Below are 17,566 nucleotides of genomic sequence, written 5' to 3' on the forward strand. Positions count from 1 at the left end.
CTGGCAACCTGGATCCATGAACGACACCCCGGCACGGCTGCTCACCCTGCTGTCCCTGCTCCAGACCCCGCGCGAGTGGCCGGGCAGCGAGTTGGCGGAGCGGTTGCGGGTGAGCGCGCGGACCATCAGACGGGACATCGACCGCCTCCGCGAGCTCGGGTACCCGGTGGAGGCGACCATGGGCGCCGTCGGCGGGTACCGGCTCGTCGCCGGGGCGGCGATGCCGCCGCTGCTGCTCGACGACGAGGAGGCGGTGGCCATCGCGGTGGGGCTGCGGGCGGGGGCGGGGCACGCGATCGAGGGGGTCGAGGAGGCCTCCGTACGGGCCCTGGCGAAGCTGGAGCAGGTCCTGCCGGCGCGGCTGCGCCGCCGGGTGGGCGCGCTCCAGTCGGCCACCGTCGCCGTGACCCGGGGGGACGGGGCGAGCGTGGACCCGCGCACGCTGACGGCGATGGCGGGGGCGGTGGCGGGCCCGGAGCGGCTGAGGTTCGCCTATCGGGCGCGGGACGGGGTGGAGTCCCGGCGGCTGGTGGAACCGTACCGCCTGGTGAGCACGGGCAGCCGGTGGTACCTGGTCGCCTACGACCTGGAGCGGGAGGACTGGCGGACCTTCCGGGTGGACCGGGTGAGCGAGCCGTTCCCCACGGGCGCGCGGTTCGTGCCGCGGGAGCTGCCGATGGACGCGGCGGAGTTCGTGCGGCGCGGGTTGCGGGGCCGGGAGACCTACACGGCGGACGTGTCCTTCGCCGCCCCGCCGCAGGACCTGCCGCAGTGGCTGCGCGCGCTCGCGGTGCCGGAGCCGGACGGGGACGGAGACGGGGTGCGGGCCCGCTTCGAGAGCGGGGACGACCCGCAGTGGCTGGCCGCCCGCCTGGCCTTGCTGGGGGTGCCGTTCACGGTGCGCGGGCCGGAGCGCCTGGCGCGGGCGGCGGCGGAGCTGGGCACGCGGCTGGCGGGGGCGGGCGGGGCGGCGTAGGGGCCGCCCGGAGGCACGATCGCGCGGCGGGCGGGGCGGCGCGGGCCCCGGCGCCTGGGGGTGCCGGGGCTCGTACGGGGGGGGCGGGGCCGCGTGCGGCGGGGTGGGGCGGTCAGGCCACGGCGTCGAAGCCGGTGTCGCGGGCCATGCGCTTGAGTTCGAGCAGCGCGTGCTTCTCGATCTGGCGGATCCGCTCGCGGGTCAGGCCGTGCTGCTTGCCGACCTCCGTGAGGGTCCGCTCCCGGCCGTCCTCGATGCCGTAGCGCATCTTGATGATGGACGCGGTGCGCTGGTCCAGCTTGCCGAGCAGGTCCTCCAGCTCCTCGCTGCGCAGCAGGGAGAGCACGGACTGTTCGGGGGAGATCGCGGAGGTGTCCTCCAGCAGGTCGCCGAACTGGGTGTCGCCCTCGTCGTCCACGGACATGTTGAGGCTGACCGGGTCGCGCGCCCAGTCCAGTACGTCGCCGACGCGCTTCTCCGTGGTGTCGAGCTCGGCGGCGATCTCGGCGTGCTCCGGGTCGCGGCCGTTCTCGCGGTTGAACTCGCGCTGCACCCGACGGATGCGGCCGAGTTCCTCGACGAGGTGGACGGGGAGGCGGATGGTGCGGGACTGGTCGGCGATGGAGCGGGTGATGGCCTGGCGGATCCACCACGTGGCGTACGTGGAGAACTTGAAGCCCTTGGCGTAGTCGAACTTCTCGACGGCGCGGACCAGGCCGGCGTTGCCCTCCTGGATCAGGTCGAGGAGGGGGAGCCCGCTGCGCGGGTAGCGGCGGGCGACGGCGACCACGAGGCGGAGGTTGGACCGGATGAAGACCTCCTTGGCCCGCTCGCCCTCGGCGGCCAGGGCCTCCAGCTCCTCGCGCGCCGGGCTCTCCCCCGCGCGCTCGGCCTCACCGTCGAGGATCTGCCGGGCGTAGACGCCCGCCTCGATGATCTGGGAGAGCTCCACTTCCTTGGCGGCGTCGAGCAGCGGGGTGCGCGCGATCTCGTCCAGGTACATGCCGACCAGGTCGCGGTCTGCTATCTCCCCGCCCACAGCGCGTGCGCTGCTCGTGGACTGACGACGGGCGACGGCGCGGGTTGCCATGCGTGCTCCCTTGCGATGAAGTTCGGTCGCGGTGCGGCTGCGGGACACCACCGGCGGTGCGGCGGAGCGCCCGGAGGCGCTGTGGACACTCTCCCGAGTGCCCGCGTCCGAAGGAAACAACGACTGGAATCAGGACAGAATTCCCACGTTGCCCCGCTATTTCCGAGATCTTGCAGTATCCTGCCCCGCCGCAGGGGCGGTACGGTGCCGCGAGAGCCCGAAGAGGCGCAGGTCAGACCCGAAGTGAAGGCAGTTCCTTCCGCTTGCCCGGAGGCTCGCGCACCTAACCGCCGTGAGACCGCCGTCACACGCGGTCCATGCGGTACGCACGCGCGGTACGCCCGACTCCACCCCGAGGGAGCGCTTTCCCTCGGCGCTCTCCCACCCCGGAAGACGGCGCCCGCCGCTTTCCGGTTGCCTGGACTGGCGATCGAATCGCCGAATACGCCACGAGTCGGGTTTTCCCGCCTGAAACGGACCTCGCGCGCCGCCCCCGGCCTCCCATGAGAGCTAGCCGAACTGGAGGGAGCGCTTCGACAGGCCCATCCAGAAGCCGTCCACCGGGGTGCGCTGGGCGCCGAGGTCGGACCCGGCCGCGCCCAGCGCGACGAACAGCGGCGCGAAGTGTTCCGTACGGGGGTGGGCCAGCCGGCCGGCCGGGGACTTGACCTCGAAGTCGAGCAGGGCGTCGACGTCGCCGGCGGCCAGTGCCTCGCCGCCCCAGGCGTCGAACTCCGCCGACCAGCCGGGCACGCCGGGGCCGGTGTGGCGCAGGGCCGCGAGGTTGTGGGTGAAGAAGCCGCTGCCGACGATCAGCACTCCCTCGTCGCGCAGCGGGGCGAGCCTGCGCCCGATCTCCATGAGCCGGGTCGGGTCCAGGGTCGGCAGCGACATCTGGAGCACCGGTATGTCGGCCCCGGGGTACATCTCGACGAGGGGGACGTACGCGCCGTGGTCCAGCCCGCGCTCCGGGAGGTCCTGGACGGGGGTTCCGGGGGCGCGCAGGAGGGCGCGGACCGAGGCGGCCAGGTCCGGGGCGCCGGGGGCGTCGTAGCGCACGCCGTAGTAGTGCTCGGGGAAGCCCCAGAAGTCGTACACGAGCGGGACGGGCACGGTGGCGCCGAGGGCGAGCGGGGCCTCCTCCCAGTGGGCGGAGACCATGAGGATCGCGCGCGGGCGGGGCAGGGCGGCCGACCAGGCGGCGAGTTCGCCGCGCCAGATCGGGTCGTCGGCGAGGGGCGGGGCGCCGTGGCTGAGGTACAGGGCCGGCATGCGGGCGGGAACCCGGTCCTGGGCCTGCGCGTCGGCCGGGGTCGGGGCCTGCGCGTCGGCCGGGGTCGGGGCCTGCGTACCGGCCGGGGTCGGGGCCGGCGTACCGGCCGGGGTCGGGGCCGGCTCGGGGTGGGCGGTGGCCATCGGGGGCGCTCCTCGTTCGTCCGTGTGGGGCGCCGTGGACCTGCCGCGGACACGACGAACCCCGCTTCATTCAAATTTGAACGAAGCGGGGTCCTCAGTCATTCCCACACCGGTACCGGCGGCGAGGGCGGGGGTGCGCCCGTCAGTGGGCGATCACCGGAACCTTGAGGCCGGCGTCCTCGGAGTCGGCGCCCGCACCCGAGCCGGAGGCCACCGGGCCGCCGGAGTTCGGACGCCCCGTGTTGATCAGCGCGAACGCGAGGGCCGCGCTGACGGCGAGGATGCCGACGGCCCACCAGATCGCGGACGAGTAGCCCTCGACCATGGCCCGCGCCTGCACCAGCTGCGCGGCCGGGCCGCCCGCCGCGGCCTCCGCCGCGTGGTCGGTCAGGTACGCGGTGGTCGCCGAGGCGGCGATCGTGTTCAGCAGGGCGGTGCCGATCGCGCCGCCCACCTGCTGGGAGGTGTTGACCATGGCCGAGGCCACGCCCGCGTCGGCGGCGTCCACCCCGTAGGTGGCCAGGGACATGGCCGGCATGAACGCCGTACCCATGCCCAGGCCCAGCAGCAGCTGCGCCGGGAGGATGAGCGCCGGGTAGGAGGAGTCGACCTCCAGCTGGGTGAGCAGCAGCATGCCGACGGCGGCGAGCAGGAAGCCCGGGCCCATCAGCAGGCGGGGCGCCACGCGGGTCATCAGACGGGCGCCGATCTGGGTGGAGCCCGTGATCATGCCCGCGATCATCGGCAGGAAGGCGAAGCCGGTCTTGACGGGCGAGAAGCCCTTCACGACCTGGAGGTAGTAGGTGAGGAAGAGGAACAGGCCGAACATCGCGATGACGGCCAGACCCAGGGAGAGGTAGACACCGCCGCGGTTGCGCTCCATCAGGACGCGCAGCGGCAGCAGCGGGGACTTCACCTTGGCCTCGACGAGCACGAAGGCCGCCAGCAGCAGCACCGACGCGACGAACATCGACACGGTGACCGCGTCCGACCAGCCGGCCGACTCGGCACGGGTGAAGCCGTACACGAGCGCGACGAGACCGAGGGTCGAGAGGATCACGCCGGGGATGTCGAGCGGGGCGCGGTTACGGCCGCCCGCCGGCTCACGGATGATCAACCAGGCGCCCACGGCCGCGACGATCGCGAACGGGATGTTGACGAAGAAGGTCCAGCGCCAGTTGAGGTACTCGGTGAGGAAGCCGCCGAGGATCAGGCCGACGGCGCCGCCGCCGCCCGCGATGGCGCCGTAGATGCCGAAGGCCTTGGCCCGCTCCTTGGCGTCGGTGAAGCCGACCGCCAGCAGGGAGAGCGCGGCCGGGGCGAGCAGCGCGCCGAAGGCACCCTGGAGGGCGCGGGCGCCGAGCATCATCGCCTCGCCGGTGGCGGCGCCGCCCAGCGCGGAGGCCAGGGCGAAGCCGATGAGGCCGATGACGAAGGCGTTCTTGCGGCCCCACTTGTCGGCGATGCGACCGCCGAAGAGCAGCAGACCGCCGAAGGCCAGCGCGTACGCGGTGATGACCCACTGACGATTGCCGTCGGAGATGCCCAGATCGGTCTGGGCGGAGGGCAGCGCGATGTTCACGATGGTCGCGTCGAGGACGACCATCAGCTGCGCCAGGGCGATGAAGACGAGTGCCTTCCACCGGTTCGGATCGGGGAGGGCGGCAGCCGGCGACTGCGCGCTCACGGCTGTTTTTGACATGGGGGTACCCACTCACTGTGTGACGGTGCGGAATGACTGGAAGAAGGTAAGAAAAAGCTAGTTCGTGAAGGTTTGTTACGTCATGTGGTTTTATGCGGCGCGGTCGGTCGTGCGCGCCCGGTCGACGCGCGGCGGACGGCCGACCGACGCGCGCCGTACGGCGGGCGCCGTACGGCCAAGGCCATCACGGCCTCATGGAGTCACGGTCTTGCGGCGCAGGTCTTCCAACGTGGCGGCCTCGCCGGGCAGTTCGGAGCGGGCCGGGGCCCGCAGACCGTCGAGGAAGAGCTGGAGGTGGCGGTGGGCGAACCGGTCCGCCTCCGGGCAGGCGCTGCCCGGCAGCGGACGGCTGAGTTGGGAGAGCGCGACCATCAGGTCGCCCACGCCGATGTCGGTGCGCACCAGGCCGTCGCGCTGGCCGGCGGCGAGGAGGTTCTCCACGGCCGCCCCCAGCGCCTCGCGCGAGGCGAGGAGTTCGGGGTGGTCGCGGTCGAAGCCGTCGGAGAGCATCGGGCACAGGGCGCCGATCCGCTCGTCGGCGGCGGTGTGGGTGAAGCGACAGAGGGCCGCGAAGGCGTCGGGCTCCTTGGCCAGGGAGTCCTCGGCGAGGGCGGTGACCCGGTCCGTCACGTACAGCACCACGTGGTGGACGAGGTCGGCGCGGTCGGGGAAGTGGCGGTAGAGGGTGGCGTTGCCGATGCCGGCCCGGCGGGCGATCTCGTCCAGCGGAGCCTGGGAGCCGAACTCCACGAGCATCTCGCGGGCGGCCGCGAGGATCCGCTCGCGGTTGCGCACGGCGTCCGCGCGCGGCTTCGGCACCGGGGTGGGAGCGGGTTCCGCGAGGTCCACGCCGCCCCGGGGGGCGGGCGCGGAGGTGCGGCCGATGCTCTTCATTCCGGGGCCTCCCTGGGGTGGTGACGCGTACGACGGGGAACGGGCGACCTCCCGAACCGGGGGGTCTGTCCCCGCTTCGTGGGGACTCTCTTGCAAACGGGGATGAGGTCCCCGGTTATTTCACCCGCAGGTGTGAGCCGAGTCACATGGAAAGATGCTGGTTCATCCCGTTTGGACGCTTTCGACGCGCGGGCGTGTCGTGGCGGACGGAGGGTGGGCGAACAGAGCGCAGTCCGGACCCGGCCGGCTGCCGCGGACCCGAAGGCGATCTCCATGCCGCAGACGCGCCACCGGATACGCAGACCCTGCCGCACCAGCGCGTACATCGGCCTGACCGCGCTGGCCCTCGGCGTCACGGCGACCGCCAGCACCGGGATATCGGGCCGCGGCCACTCGGCCTCCGGCCCCGTCGCCACCTCCGCCGAATCGGTGCTCGCCCCCTGCCGGATCGCCGGGACCATGGGCGTGCAGATGTCGGAGGGCCTGCCGACCCCGCCCGGGTACTCCCGCTCGACGGGCGAGGTCCGCGCGCTCAACCTGATGATCGACTTCCCCGACGCCAAGGGGGAGGGCACCGCCCTGGACCGGCTCGCGGAGTTCTTCCCCCAGACCTCCGACTGGTTCCGCACCAGCTCCTACGGACGGCTCGCCTACCACGCCGAGGCGCCCATACGGGACTGGCTGCGGATGCCGATGCCCTTCGCCGCGTACGGGATCGAACGCGGCTCACCCTATGAGCCCGGCTACCGCCAACTCGTCGAACACATCGCGAAGGCCGCCGACCCCGAGGTGGACTTCAGCCGCTACGACCTGATCAACATCCTGGTCACGCCGAACGCCGGCCCCTCCGCCCTCGACACCGTCCTGTCGGTGACCTTCTCCGGCAACAGCGAGGCGCCGGTGGCCGACGGGGTGCCGCTCGCGAACACGTCCTTCGTCTACAGCCGGCAGGACGACGGCTCCGGCACCTACCGGGAGACCGGCTACCGGGTGCTGCCCCACGAGAACGGGCACGTCTTCGGCCTGCCCGACCTCTACACCGCCGACGGGGGCGGCACCGTCGGGCACTGGGACATCATGAGCGAGGACTGGGGCGCCAACAACGACCTCCTCGGCTGGCACAAGTGGAAGCTGGGCTGGCTCGACGGCAACCAGATCAGCTGCGCCTCCGCGCCCGGCATCAGCGACCACGTGCTGTCGCCGCTGGCCGTCGCGGGCGGCACCAAGCTGGCCTTCGTCCCGACCTCGGAGAGCGCCGGGATCGCGGTGGAGGTCCGCACCCTCGCCGGGAACGACGAGGCCGTCTGCAAACCCGGGGTGCTCATCTACAAGGTCGACTCCGACGTGGACACCGGGCACGGGCCGGTGACCGTCTCGGACAGCGCCGTCGCCAGCGGCGGCTGTACGAGGAGGCCGAACGTGCACGCCGAACTGTCGGACGCGCCCTTCCGACCGGGCGACACCTTCACGGACGAGAAGTCGGGCGTCAGCATCTCGGTGGTGGGCGAGCTGCGCAACGGGAACTACCAGGTGCGCGTGACGCGGCCGTGAGCCGGAGCCCCGCCCCGCCTGCGGGCGGCGGGGCGGGGCGGGGCTGCCGGGCGCCTGGGCGGGGTCCTGCGACCGGCCGGGACCGCCGCGGTCGGCCGGGCCGCTGTGGTCCGCCGGGACGCTCGGCCCCGCAGGTCCGGACCTCCGGCCCCCCGCCCCGGGGGGCCCGGCCGGGGAGGCTGGGGGAACCGCCCCCGACCGTAGGAGACCGAGACCCGTGAAGGCGTTCGTACTGCCCCCGGGCGGCGTACCGGCCGTGGTGGACCGACCCGCGCCGCGTCCGCGCCCCGGGGAGGTCCTCGTGGGCACCACCGCCGCCCTCGTCTGCGCCTGGCCCGGCCACGCCCGGGCCGACGCCCCCGCGCGCCTCGGCCACGAGGCGGTCGGCGTGGTCCGGGAGGTCGGCCCCGGCGTACCGGACGCCTACCTCGGCCGCCGCGTCGCCGCCGAGGGCCGCGGCCGGCTCGCCGAGTGCTTCGCGCTGCCCGTGCGCGGCGCGGGGCTCGTACGCCTCCCCGACGCGATCACCGACCACCAGGCCCTCTACGCCACCGGTGCCCTCCCCACCGGCTTCGCCGCCGCCGAGGAGGCGGGCGTACGGGCCGGCGGGTGCGTGGCCGTCTTCGGACAGGGCCCGGTCGGACTCGGCGCGACGGTCGCCGCCGCACGGCTGCGCGGCGCGCGGGTCATCGCCGTGGAGCCGGAGCCCAAGCGCCAGCTGCTCGCCCTGCGGTTCGGGGCGGACGTCGTCGTGGACCCCGCCTACGAGGACTCCGCCGAGCGGATCAGGGAGCTGACCGGCGGCGCCGGCGCCGACTGCGCGGTCGTCGCCACCGCCGCACCGGGCGCCGCGCGCACCGCCCGCGCGGCCACCGCCCCGACCGGACGCGTCACCCACGCCCGCTGCGCCGCGGGCGACCGCCCCGGCTCGGGCGCGCGCGTCACCCGGATGCTCCGCCTGATCGGGGACGGGCTGCTGGATCCGACCGTGATGACCACCCACGCGTTCCCCTTCACCCGGGTGGAGGAGGCATTTCGGCGGCTTTCGGCGCGGGAGCCGGGCATGGTCAAACCACTGATCCGCTTCCCCTGACCCCTGCCCCCGCCCCCTGCCCCCGCCGCACCGCCCCACCCCAGGAGCCCGACGTGACCGCCACCCCCGTCACCCCCGAGGAACGCCTCGCCGAGGCCGGACTGAAGCTGCCGCCCACCCCCGCCCCGCTCGCCGTCTACGTACCGGCCGTGCGGAGCGGGAACCGCGTGTACACCTCCGGCCAGCTGCCGATGCTGGACGGCGCCCTCGCGCTGACCGGCAAGGTCGGCGCCGAGGTCACCCCGGAACAGGGCCAGGCGCTGGCCCGGCAGTGCGCGCTCAACGCCCTGGCCGCCGTCGTCTCGGTCGCCGGGGACCTGTCCGCCGTGAAGCGCGTGGTCAAGGTGGTCGGCTTCGTGGCGAGCGCCCCCGGCTTCACCGGCCAGCCGGGGGTGCTCAACGGCGCGAGCGAGCTGCTGGGCATCGCCTTCGGCGACGCCGGCATCCACGCCCGCAGCGCGGTCGGCGTGGCGGTGCTCCCCCTCGACGCCCCGGTCGAGGTCGAGATCACGGTCGAACTGCACACCCCGATGGCCGTCTGACCCGAACCCGCCGCGACCACACCCCACTCCGGCGAAAACCCCACCACGGAGCCCCGCCCCGATCCGCTACCCTGTCCCCTGGGCCGCCCTCACCAGCGGCCCAGCGCCTTCGTAGCTCAGGGGATAGAGCACCGCTCTCCTAAAGCGGGTGTCGCAGGTTCGAATCCTGCCGGGGGCACATGGGAAAACGGCCCGGAGCGATCACGCTCCGGGCCGTTTGACTGCACTGGCTGACGGCAACGAGGTCACGCACTCGGGCGCTGGCGCCTCAGCATCCGGTCCATGTGACTGATCGCTTCCCGCTTCGTGTCGTCCACAACATGTGTGTACACGTCCATGGTGATGCTGATCTGGCTGTGCCCGAGGATCTCCATGATGACCCTGGGCGCCACCCCGGCGGCGGTCAGCAGGGTCGCGCACCCGTGGCGGGCGTCGTGCAGGCGGACGACCCGAATGCCGGCGTCGGCCGCGACGCGGGTGAAGGCCCGGTAGACGTTTCGCGGCTCGACCGTCCGACCGTTCCGGGTGGCGAACACGGCCCCGCCCTCGGACCACGCCACGCCTGTCTCCCGGAACATCGCGCGCTGCCTGAGCCGGTGCCACCTCAGTGGGGCCATGCACATCGCGGGCAGCGGCACGACCCGCTGCCGGCGACTCTTCGGGTCGTCCTGGTAGAGCCGGCCACGTCGGCGCTGGGTCTGCTGGCGGACGTGAAGCACCCGGTTGTCCAGGTCGAGGTCGGACCAGCGCAGGCCGACCAGCTCACCGCGCCGGAGCCCCATCGCAATGGCGAGGACGAAGGCCGCGTAGAGGGCCTCCCCGCGTGCGGCCTCCAGGAATGCGAGCGTCTCCTCCAACGTCCACGGCCGCACCTCCCGCTGCTTCGCCCTCGGCGGCTCGACCAGGGACGCCACGTTCCGGGTGATCAACTCGTCCCGCACCGCACCAGAAAGTGCGGTGCGCAGTACGCGGTGGGCCTCCTTGGCCGTGGCCACCGTCTTCTCCTTCTGCACGCGGTTGAGGAAGCGGCGCACGTCGGCGGTGCTCAGCGCCTCCAGGCTCCGGGATCCGAGCAGGGGAACGAGGTGCAGCCGCACGTGGGTCTCGTACTTGTCGTAGGTGCTGAGCTTCCGGCGCGGCTCGACATGCTGCTCCAGCCAGTAGGGCAGCCACTCAGACAGGCGGGCGGACCGGGTGGGAGTCGGAACCCCCTGCCGGTCCCGCAGCACCAGTTCCTGTCGCTTCTCGTCGCACTCCTGCCAGGTCTTGCCGTAGACCGTCTTACGAGCGCGGGTGCCGTCCGGCTGCGGTACGTATACCCGGGCCTCGTACCGGCCGTCCTTGCGCTGCCAGATACTGCCGGCGCCGTTGGGGTTCTTCTTGCCTGCCATCAGGCAGCGGCCTCCAGTTCGGTGTCGATGAAGCGGCGCACGGCGTCGGAGGGAATCCGGCGGGCACGGCCGATGGTGATGCTGGGGAGTTGCTTGGAGCGGATCAGGTTGTAGACCGAGTGCCGACCGAGCTTGAGGGCGGCCATGGTCTCTTTGACCGTCATCAGCAGGGGTGGAGGCGGAAGCGCGCTGGACACTGGGCTCTCCTGTCTCTGGGCATGGCGGGGCCGGATCAGGGGCCTCGTACGGCCGTACCTGTCCGAGGTTGGGATTTCTGCGTCACCGCGTCGCCTGTGTCATTCGGCGCCTTGACCTGCGGTTTTCGGTGACTGATGGGGGTGGGCTGTGTCACCGACCTGTGTCACCTCGGGCGCTGTATGACACAGGCCGGTGACGTGGGTGACGGGTGGTGACACAACCAAAGGGCATCTGTGTCACCCCCGTATCCGCAGGTCACATGCGGTTTTCTGGCTGGTGGTGTCGTGGGTGACGCACCTTTCCCTCTCTTAGGAAAAGAGGCGGGGTGGTGTCTGTTGTCGTGCGCGCCTTCGGGCGAAAGAAGGAGCCGCAAGCGGCACGACCCTTTGAGCGGCGTTCCGCCGGAAGAGCAAGAAGAGCACCCGCGGGCCAAGGGGCCGGGTGCTCTTCTTGCCTGTGCCTGGCGGGCCGGCGGCCGGTCCGGTCAGAACATCGGGGCGGTCTGCGCCGGTACGGTTGCGGCCGTTCGGACCATTTCGATGTAGCGGGCGGCTTTGGTGCGGCCCCAGTCGACGAGGACGCCGCGCGCGGCCAGGGTCGGCTGAAGCCGCTTCAGCCGGTCGGAGAAGACCTTGCCGGTGGTCGGCCAGCCCTTGGGCAGCGGGCGGAAGTCCTCGCCCGCGTAGAGCTGGGTCAGGGCGTGCAGCCACTCGGTGGAGGTCATCCGGACTTCCTCGCCCGCCTCAAGCCCGGCGGCGTGCTTGAGGACGGTCTGGGCAAGCAGGTCGCCTTCGATGACGTCGTCGTTAAGGTCGTCCAGGCTCGCCCGGTAGGCGGTCAGGGAGCTGAGGCCGGTGGCGGTGTCGAGCTGGGCGCACAGGTGCGCGAAGTCCGCCATGCGCAGGTCGGTGGGGGTGTCGGCCTCGGTGGCCCGCACCTTGACGGCGAGGTCCAGGATCGAGCCGAGGATGACGGGCAGGGCCGGGGCGTACTCCGCCCACAGCTCAGCCTCCGTCCTGCGGACCTGGGGCCGCACCAGCCGCAGGGGCAGGAGGCGTTCGGCGAGGTCGGGGCGGATGACGCCCACGTCGATGCCGGTCAGCAGCAGGGGCCGGCGGTAGCGGGAGCGGACCACGTCCCCGTCGGTGAACAGCGCGCGCTTGATGCTCTCGGCGCCGGTGACGATGCAGCACATCAGGTCGGACAGGTCCGGCGGCAGGTGGGAGAGGTTGTCCAGCGCGGTGATCCACCCGGCCGCCACGGCGGTGATCAGGTTCTCCTCGTCCTTCGGCGCTCGCCGCAGGTCGCCGGTCATGCCTTCGATGATCCGGACGAGCATCCGGCCGGCGGTGGACTTGCCCGCGCCCTGGGGGCCGGTGAGGAACGGGGCGGGGACGGGCACGGAGGGCTCCAGGCAGCCGATCAGCCACGCCAGGGCGAGGCACTCGCTCTCGGCGTTGGCGAAGTTGCACAGCCGCAGCAGAGCGTCGAGGCCCTTGCCGTTGGTGTCCTTCGCCGGCAGCGGGAGTTCGCCGGTGAGCTGGGTACGCCGCCAGCACACTTCGCGGGGATCGGGGACGCGGATGTCCCAGCCAGCGGGGTGGATACGGACGGACTTGCCGTCGTCGCGGCCCAGGTCCAGCCACGTCGCGCCGTCGAACCCTGGAGCCACACGGAGGTAGGTGGACTGGACGTCCTGGCTGAGGGCGAGTGCTTCGATCAAGTCGAGTGCCTCCTTGAGTGCGGTCCCGTTGAAAGAGCCTTTGCCGTCGTTGAACAGGCCGACCATGAGTTCCTGCCGGTGGCTGCCCGAGGTGCCCTGGGAGCGGATGGGCCGGGCGACGGGGTGGCCGTCGCGCTGGGCGTAGACGGTGCCTTCGGTGGTGCGGAAGTACCGGAAATGGTCCTGCGCGTAGTCGGTGATGATCAGGCGTGCCGGGGTCTTGTTGTCCTCGTCGGACACGGTCACACTCCGAGCTTCGTCAGGGCGTTGGCCCAGGCCGTCTCGCAGTGCCGCGGGGACTCCCCCTTGGCCTGCGCGGCGGTGAACAGCCGGCCGATGTGGGCGTCGGTGATGCAGCCGCACCGGCCGTGGACGGACAGCACCGCGAGGAAGGTCCGGTAGACGGTTCGGTGGATGGCTTCGGACGCACCGGTGATCCGCTGCTCCGCCATGGCGATCCCGCGCTCCAGGTAGGCGGGCGAGCGGTGCGGGCACTCCCCACCCCCGACCAGGGCCGGCACCGTCACGGTGCCGCCCTGCCGGACGGGGGCGGGTTCCTTCACGGCCAGGGCCCGCACGGCGTCGGGCAGGGCGGTCATGGTGCCGGTGCCGGGGCCCCGCCATCGGGCGTAGGCCATGCAGGACTTGATGTCGACGCCGTCACGCACCGCGTTCGGGGAGGTCATGGTGCCCTGGTAGATCCAGTGCTCGCCCCGCGTGGTCTCCACCGTCCGCGTGGCGGGAAGGATCTCGCGGGCCCAGTCGACGGCCGCCGTGTGGTCGAGGTCCACGACGGTGTAGCCAGCGCCGCCGGGGTGGTAGGCAACTCCGTCGGCGTACCGCCACGCACGCGCCCACGTCGGGGAGGCGAGGACTTCCACGTCGGTGGTGGCGGCGGCCCAGCCGTGACACGGCGCCGGGCAGGCGCACGGGCCGGCGGCGAGCATGTTCGGACGGTCCCCGCATACGCCGTTCTTGCAGGCGGGGCAGTTGGCCACCGGCCGCTTCGCACGGCTCAGGGGCAGTGCGGGAAGCCCGAGTTCGGCGAGCCACAGGGCGGTGCGCAGGTGGCCGGTCGCGCGGATCATGCGACCACCCCGGTCCGGACGTGGTCCAGGAGCGTCCGGCCGATCCACCGGCTGTAGGCCGGGGGGATGGCCTCGGTCAGCTCCTCCCGCACATCCGTCCACGTGATGCCCATGGCGGTCTGCATCTCGGGGATCGTGGCCTTGCCCCCGCCCGCCCCGTACGCCGCGACGTACGGGCCGTCGCGGTAGATGCCGTGGCGCCACCCCCGGACGTAGCCGCGGTGGCGGGGGTGAGCGGGCTGGGCGGTGGTCCAGCGGCCGAGTTCGAAGACGCGGTGGCGCAGGACGCCCAGGCCGAACATCTCGCCGCACAGCCGCAGGTCGGGTCGGACGGGGGCCGTACCGGTGGGCTGCTCGATCACGTACGGGAGCCCGGTCGCGTCGAGGAGCACACGGAGTTCGGGGATGAGCTGGGGGTGGGTGCGGCCCCAGCCGCGGGAGGCGTTCGTGCCGACGGTGAGCGCGCATCCGGCCTGGCACGGCGGCGAGGCGTGCACGGCGCTGTAGCGGCGGATCTCCCCGGACCCGATCAGGTCCGCGAGGACGGTGAGGGCGTCGCCCTGGTGGAAGGGGTACGGGTAGCGGGCGGAGCGGTCGACGAGGTCGACGCCGTGGACGCTGAAGCCGGCGTCCGTGTAGCCGCGGGCTGCGCCGCCGGCGCAGCAGAACAGGTCGAGGAGTAAGGGCCGTTCCCTGTTGCGCTGTCGCGGAACGAGGGCGTGTTGGGTCATGCTGGTCTCTCCAGTTCTTGAGTGTTCTGGATGAGAGCGGCCCCGGTCATTGGCGTGAGGGGGCCGCTCTCGGTTGTTTTCAGGCGAAGTGGACGGTCATGGCGTCGCGGCCCATGCGCTTGCCCGCGGTGGCGTGGGCGTCGTCGTGGGCGGTGTCGCGGCGTCGGTCGCAGACCAGGAGCCCGTCGGGGGTGAGGGTCCAACCGTCGTTGCCGTCGAAGCCGGGGTCGGTGACGTACTCGACGGCCTCGGCGGGGGTGTCGAGGTGGGGGGTGTGTCCCTCGTAGTGCTCGGAGTTTCCGCACAGGTCGCAGACGGCGATGTAGCAGGTCACGCGGCGGGTGGCCATGGGTTCTCCCTTGCCGGGTCAGTGGCCGTTGTGGGCGGCGGTGCCGGGGCACTCGTAGCCGGGGCAGTCACAGCCCAGGCATTCGGGGCACTCCTCGGTGTCGCACTCGTCGCAGTAGGTGTGGTCCATCGGTGCTCCTGTTCAGCGGTGAGGGCGGCCCCGACAACGCCGGGGCCGCCCTCGTGTCCGTCGGGTGGGGTGGGTCAGATGTTCTGGTGGTGGGCGCGCTGGATGGCGGCTTCCCAGACGGAGCGGACCTCGGGTCCGGTGTGGTTGTCGTTCCAGGCGGGGATGGATTCCCACTGCGTGCCGTGTTGGCGGCGGGCTTCGTCGAGGAGGAGGTTTCCGGCGTCGCGGTAGGCGGTGTTGCGGGCGCCGGCGGCGGCTCGGAGGGCGCCGATGGAGCAGCGGGCGCCTTCGGGGTGGATGAGGCGGTGCTTGGCCCAGCCGTGGGTGTCGAGGAAGCTCAGCGCGTTGGTGAGCGTGGTCTCGACGGCGCCGGGGTGGTGGGCAGGCGGGGCGGCGGCCAGGATCGCGGCGACCGCCGCCGGCGCGGCCGGGGCCGTCGGGGCGACGACCGGTTGCGGGTTGGGGTCGAGGAGCTGGAACGCCCGCTCGTACAGGTCGGAGTCGATGGCGGTGAAGCTGGCTTCGGTGCGGGTGTTCATGCGGCCCTCCACAGGCTGCTCTCGTTGATGACCTCGCCCCGCTTCTTCAGTTCGGACAGCCGCGGCTTGACGTGCTTGACGCCTGTTCCGAGCTTGCGGGCGATGGTTTCGGCGGTCATGGGCATGGAGTGCTCCCGAAGGAGTTCGAGGATTCGGGGCTTGATCTGCTCCTGTCCGTCCAGGCCGCCGACCCCCACGGGTCCGTCGGGGTCGGTCTGGGTGGTCTCGGCGCGCTGTTGGGGAAGGTCGGCCGTCGGGCGCTTCTCGGCCTTGGCGATCAGGTCGGCGAGGCTGCCGATCAGGTTCTTGCCGCGCTGATCGACCATCGCCGTCTGTGTGATCGCGTCCCGCAGGCGCCAGGCCTCGCAGTCCTCGATGTCGACCGGGGGCTGGTTGGCGGCGAGGGAGACGGGCGGGACGTCGAGGTGCAGGGAGCGGAACTGGACGGCTTGGGATCCGGGGGTGAGGAGGTAGCCGAGTCCGAAGGTGCCGTCCTCGGGCGCGGCGGCGGCTTCGGTGTCCAGGCCGCTCATGTCCCGATCGGCGACCTTGGCGTACTGGCCGGGCCACGTCGAGGGGATCGACGCCAGGTCGATCCCCTCCGCGCCTTCGACGGCGTTCGCGCCGACGAGGGAGCCCTGGCCCTTCGCGCAGCGCAGGAAGACGGCGCCGCCGCCGATCAGGAGCTGGGAGCGGATGATCGTGGAGTTGCCGAGGTCTTCGGCGAGCGGGGTTTGAGTGGCCAGGATGACGCCGATCCCGCGCTTGAGGGAGCGGCGGACGAGCTGTTCCACGATGGCCTTGGCTTCCGCGTGGTACTGCGAGGACGTCGCCAGGAGCATGTGGGCCTCGTCGATGACGGTCAGGACTACCGGGTCGACGAAAGGGAACCGCGGGGAGTGGTAGCGGCTCTCGCGGTCGAGCATGAGGGCGTAGGCCAGGCGCAGGGCGCCCATCGCCTCGTCCAGGCCGTCCCCGCAGTGGGCCGCCAAGGGGGCGCCAGCGATGGTGCCGGCCTGCGGGGACGACAGGATCACCGCGATCCGTGAACGATGGGCAGACAACAAGATCTGTTCCAGCACTCCGGACTTTCCGGAGCGGGATCCGCCGACGAGGTAGAGGTGGCGGGCCCCGGATCCGGGCTGGGCCAGGGGGACAAGGGCGGCGCGGCCGTCGATGTAGGTGCCCAGGCGGACGTAGCCGCGGGAGTCGATGGACAGCTCGTCCACAACTGTGGAGAGCATCGTGCCGTGCATCAGCGCGTGCTCCCGCATCACCCGCACCCCCACCTGCGACGGCAGGTCCATGGGGGCCAAAGCGATCTGGATGCTGGACAGATGGAGGTTGCCCGCGAGATCCGCGAGGTTGACCGTGCCGATGGCCTTTCGCTCGCGGGTAGCGACTCCTTCCCAGTCCTGGGGTCCGTCGTAGCGGGTGAGGGTGAGCTTGGTGCCGGGCATCGCTCCGTCGGGGATGGCGACGTGCGCGGCCCACAGCTCCTCAGGCGACGTCGGGGCGCCCGCCGCGATCTGCGGTGCCACCGAAGGCTTCTTGATGATGTGGACGGTGACGGGCAGGGCGTTCGGGGCGTAGTGCTTGGGGTCTCCCAGCTCCACCTGCGAGATGGGGATTCCGTAGACCGACGCGATGTCCGCGGCCTTCACCCGGACCTGCTGCCCCTGCGCCACGGTGATGATTCCCGTGAACGACACGTGATCGGCGCCGACGTCGAGGGTGAGGTGTTCGAGTCGGGCGCCGGGCTGGATGAGCTTGCGGCCCTCGGTCTGGGTGGGCCCGCAGACGAATTCGGCCCACCACGCGGCGATCATCTGCGCCTGCGAGGACTGCCCCGCCGTGGTGGTCGTGGTGGTGGCGGGGAGCGTCGGGAGTACGGCGGCGGTGTTGCGGTGGTGGGCCAGGGCGGCGGCGCTGGCCGGCACGGCGAGCCCGAGGGCAATGAGGGGGTCCATGCCGGAGGCGAGGATCTGGTGGGCGGCGATGCCGGATCCGGTGGCGGTGATCCCGCAGGCGATCAGCGACCGGAGCACGGGGGCGGAGATGCTGACGGCCCAGGCGCCCGCTCCGGCCGCGGCGGCGGCGAGAGCGGACCAGGGGCCGACCGTGACCGCGCCCAGGGCGAGGGCTGCGGGCGCG

Annotated in this window: 16 protein-coding genes and 1 tRNA gene; 5 read left to right on the plus strand and 12 right to left on the minus strand. The window is 72.3% G+C overall.

Annotated features, from left to right (window positions below; genetic code table 11):
• The first annotated feature begins 16 nt into the window (after positions 1-16).
• Positions 17-976, plus strand: a complete 960-nt coding sequence (locus AB0D01_RS12845; RefSeq protein WP_363055144.1) for a YafY family protein — start codon at positions 17-19, stop codon at positions 974-976.
• 112 nt (positions 977-1,088) lie between these two features.
• Here AB0D01_RS12845 and AB0D01_RS12850 read toward each other — a convergent pair whose 3' ends face one another.
• From AB0D01_RS12850 to AB0D01_RS12865, 4 genes are all read right to left on the minus strand, one after another.
• Positions 1,089-2,066 carry a sigma-70 family RNA polymerase sigma factor gene (locus tag AB0D01_RS12850; protein WP_363055145.1) on the minus strand — a complete coding sequence of 326 codons (978 nt, stop codon included), beginning with the start codon at positions 2,064-2,066 and terminating at the stop codon, positions 1,089-1,091.
• A 510-nt stretch (positions 2,067-2,576) separates the two neighbouring features.
• A complete protein-coding gene (locus AB0D01_RS12855; protein WP_363055184.1) occupies positions 2,577-3,338 on the minus strand; it encodes a class III extradiol ring-cleavage dioxygenase in 762 nt (253 codons plus the stop codon).
• 286 nt (positions 3,339-3,624) lie between these two features.
• Positions 3,625-5,184: an MFS transporter gene (locus AB0D01_RS12860; RefSeq protein ID WP_363055146.1), complete on the minus strand. Its 1,560-nt coding sequence runs from the start codon at positions 5,182-5,184 to the stop codon at positions 3,625-3,627.
• A 192-nt stretch (positions 5,185-5,376) separates the two neighbouring features.
• Entirely contained in the window at positions 5,377-6,078 is a 702-nt protein-coding gene (locus AB0D01_RS12865) for a TetR/AcrR family transcriptional regulator (protein WP_363055147.1), read from the minus strand.
• A gap of 273 nt (positions 6,079-6,351) precedes the next feature.
• Between AB0D01_RS12865 and AB0D01_RS12870 the strand changes: the two genes are divergently transcribed.
• The 4 genes from AB0D01_RS12870 (at position 6,352) to AB0D01_RS12885 (ending at position 9,442) form a co-directional block, all read left to right on the plus strand.
• Positions 6,352-7,629 (plus strand): M6 family metalloprotease domain-containing protein, encoded by a 1,278-nt coding sequence (locus AB0D01_RS12870; RefSeq protein ID WP_363055148.1) that lies wholly within the window; start codon positions 6,352-6,354, stop codon positions 7,627-7,629.
• A gap of 217 nt (positions 7,630-7,846) precedes the next feature.
• Positions 7,847-8,722, plus strand: a complete 876-nt coding sequence (locus tag AB0D01_RS12875; RefSeq protein ID WP_363055149.1) for a zinc-binding dehydrogenase — start codon at positions 7,847-7,849, stop codon at positions 8,720-8,722.
• Positions 8,723-8,775: 53 nt separating this feature from the next.
• The gene (locus AB0D01_RS12880; protein ID WP_363055150.1) at positions 8,776-9,264 is read left to right on the plus strand and encodes a RidA family protein; all 489 of its coding nucleotides are present in this window, start codon (positions 8,776-8,778) and stop codon (positions 9,262-9,264) included.
• A 105-nt stretch (positions 9,265-9,369) separates the two neighbouring features.
• Positions 9,370-9,442, plus strand: a tRNA-Arg gene (locus AB0D01_RS12885).
• A gap of 67 nt (positions 9,443-9,509) precedes the next feature.
• Here AB0D01_RS12885 and AB0D01_RS12890 read toward each other — a convergent pair.
• The 8 genes from AB0D01_RS12890 to AB0D01_RS12925 all read right to left on the minus strand — a co-directional run.
• Positions 9,510-10,655, minus strand: coding sequence for a site-specific integrase (locus tag AB0D01_RS12890; RefSeq protein WP_363055151.1), 1,146 nt, complete (start codon positions 10,653-10,655; stop codon positions 9,510-9,512).
• Positions 10,655-10,819, minus strand: coding sequence for a helix-turn-helix domain-containing protein (locus AB0D01_RS12895; protein ID WP_363055185.1), 165 nt, complete (start codon positions 10,817-10,819; stop codon positions 10,655-10,657). Before AB0D01_RS12895 ends, AB0D01_RS12890 begins: the two co-directional genes overlap by 1 nt.
• A 518-nt stretch (positions 10,820-11,337) precedes the next feature.
• On the minus strand, positions 11,338-12,822 hold the full coding sequence (locus AB0D01_RS12900) for an ATP-binding protein (RefSeq protein WP_363055152.1): 1,485 nt from the start codon (positions 12,820-12,822) through the stop codon (positions 11,338-11,340).
• Positions 12,819-13,664 (minus strand): bifunctional DNA primase/polymerase, encoded by an 846-nt coding sequence (locus AB0D01_RS12905; protein WP_363055153.1) that lies wholly within the window; start codon positions 13,662-13,664, stop codon positions 12,819-12,821. Before AB0D01_RS12905 ends, AB0D01_RS12900 begins: the two co-directional genes overlap by 4 nt.
• Entirely contained in the window at positions 13,661-14,395 is a 735-nt protein-coding gene (locus AB0D01_RS12910; RefSeq protein ID WP_363055154.1) for a DNA methylase, read from the minus strand. Before AB0D01_RS12910 ends, AB0D01_RS12905 begins: the two co-directional genes overlap by 4 nt.
• 79 nt (positions 14,396-14,474) lie before the next feature.
• The gene (locus AB0D01_RS12915; RefSeq protein ID WP_363053448.1) at positions 14,475-14,744 is read right to left on the minus strand and encodes a hypothetical protein; all 270 of its coding nucleotides are present in this window, start codon (positions 14,742-14,744) and stop codon (positions 14,475-14,477) included.
• 203 nt (positions 14,745-14,947) lie between these two features.
• Positions 14,948-15,412 (minus strand): hypothetical protein, encoded by a 465-nt coding sequence (locus tag AB0D01_RS12920; RefSeq protein ID WP_363055155.1) that lies wholly within the window; start codon positions 15,410-15,412, stop codon positions 14,948-14,950.
• The coding region (locus AB0D01_RS12925; RefSeq protein ID WP_363055156.1) for a type IV secretory system conjugative DNA transfer family protein at positions 15,409-17,566 on the minus strand (2,158 nt) is incomplete at its 5' end. The genes AB0D01_RS12925 and AB0D01_RS12920, both read right to left, overlap by 4 nt.

This window comes from Streptomyces sp. NPDC048606 (genome assembly GCF_040650855.1).
Lineage (GTDB): Bacteria > Actinomycetota > Actinomycetes > Streptomycetales > Streptomycetaceae > Streptomyces.

Coding starts and splice junctions, on each gene's coding strand:
- AB0D01_RS12845 (WP_363055144.1), top strand. CDS start 17: ATGAACGACACCCCGGCACGGCTGCTCACCCTGCTGTCCCTGCTCCAG.
- AB0D01_RS12850 (WP_363055145.1), bottom strand. CDS start 2,066: ATGGCAACCCGCGCCGTCGCCCGTCGTCAGTCCACGAGCAGCGCACGC.
- AB0D01_RS12855 (WP_363055184.1), bottom strand. CDS start 3,338: ATGCCGGCCCTGTACCTCAGCCACGGCGCCCCGCCCCTCGCCGACGAC.
- AB0D01_RS12860 (WP_363055146.1), bottom strand. CDS start 5,184: ATGTCAAAAACAGCCGTGAGCGCGCAGTCGCCGGCTGCCGCCCTCCCC.
- AB0D01_RS12865 (WP_363055147.1), bottom strand. CDS start 6,078: ATGAAGAGCATCGGCCGCACCTCCGCGCCCGCCCCCCGGGGCGGCGTG.
- AB0D01_RS12870 (WP_363055148.1), top strand. CDS start 6,352: ATGCCGCAGACGCGCCACCGGATACGCAGACCCTGCCGCACCAGCGCG.
- AB0D01_RS12890 (WP_363055151.1), bottom strand. CDS start 10,655: ATGGCAGGCAAGAAGAACCCCAACGGCGCCGGCAGTATCTGGCAGCGC.
- AB0D01_RS12895 (WP_363055185.1), bottom strand. CDS start 10,819: ATGACGGTCAAAGAGACCATGGCCGCCCTCAAGCTCGGTCGGCACTCG.
- AB0D01_RS12905 (WP_363055153.1), bottom strand. CDS start 13,664: ATGATCCGCGCGACCGGCCACCTGCGCACCGCCCTGTGGCTCGCCGAA.
- AB0D01_RS12910 (WP_363055154.1), bottom strand. CDS start 14,395: ATGACCCAACACGCCCTCGTTCCGCGACAGCGCAACAGGGAACGGCCC.
- AB0D01_RS12915 (WP_363053448.1), bottom strand. CDS start 14,744: ATGGCCACCCGCCGCGTGACCTGCTACATCGCCGTCTGCGACCTGTGC.
- AB0D01_RS12920 (WP_363055155.1), bottom strand. CDS start 15,412: ATGAACACCCGCACCGAAGCCAGCTTCACCGCCATCGACTCCGACCTG.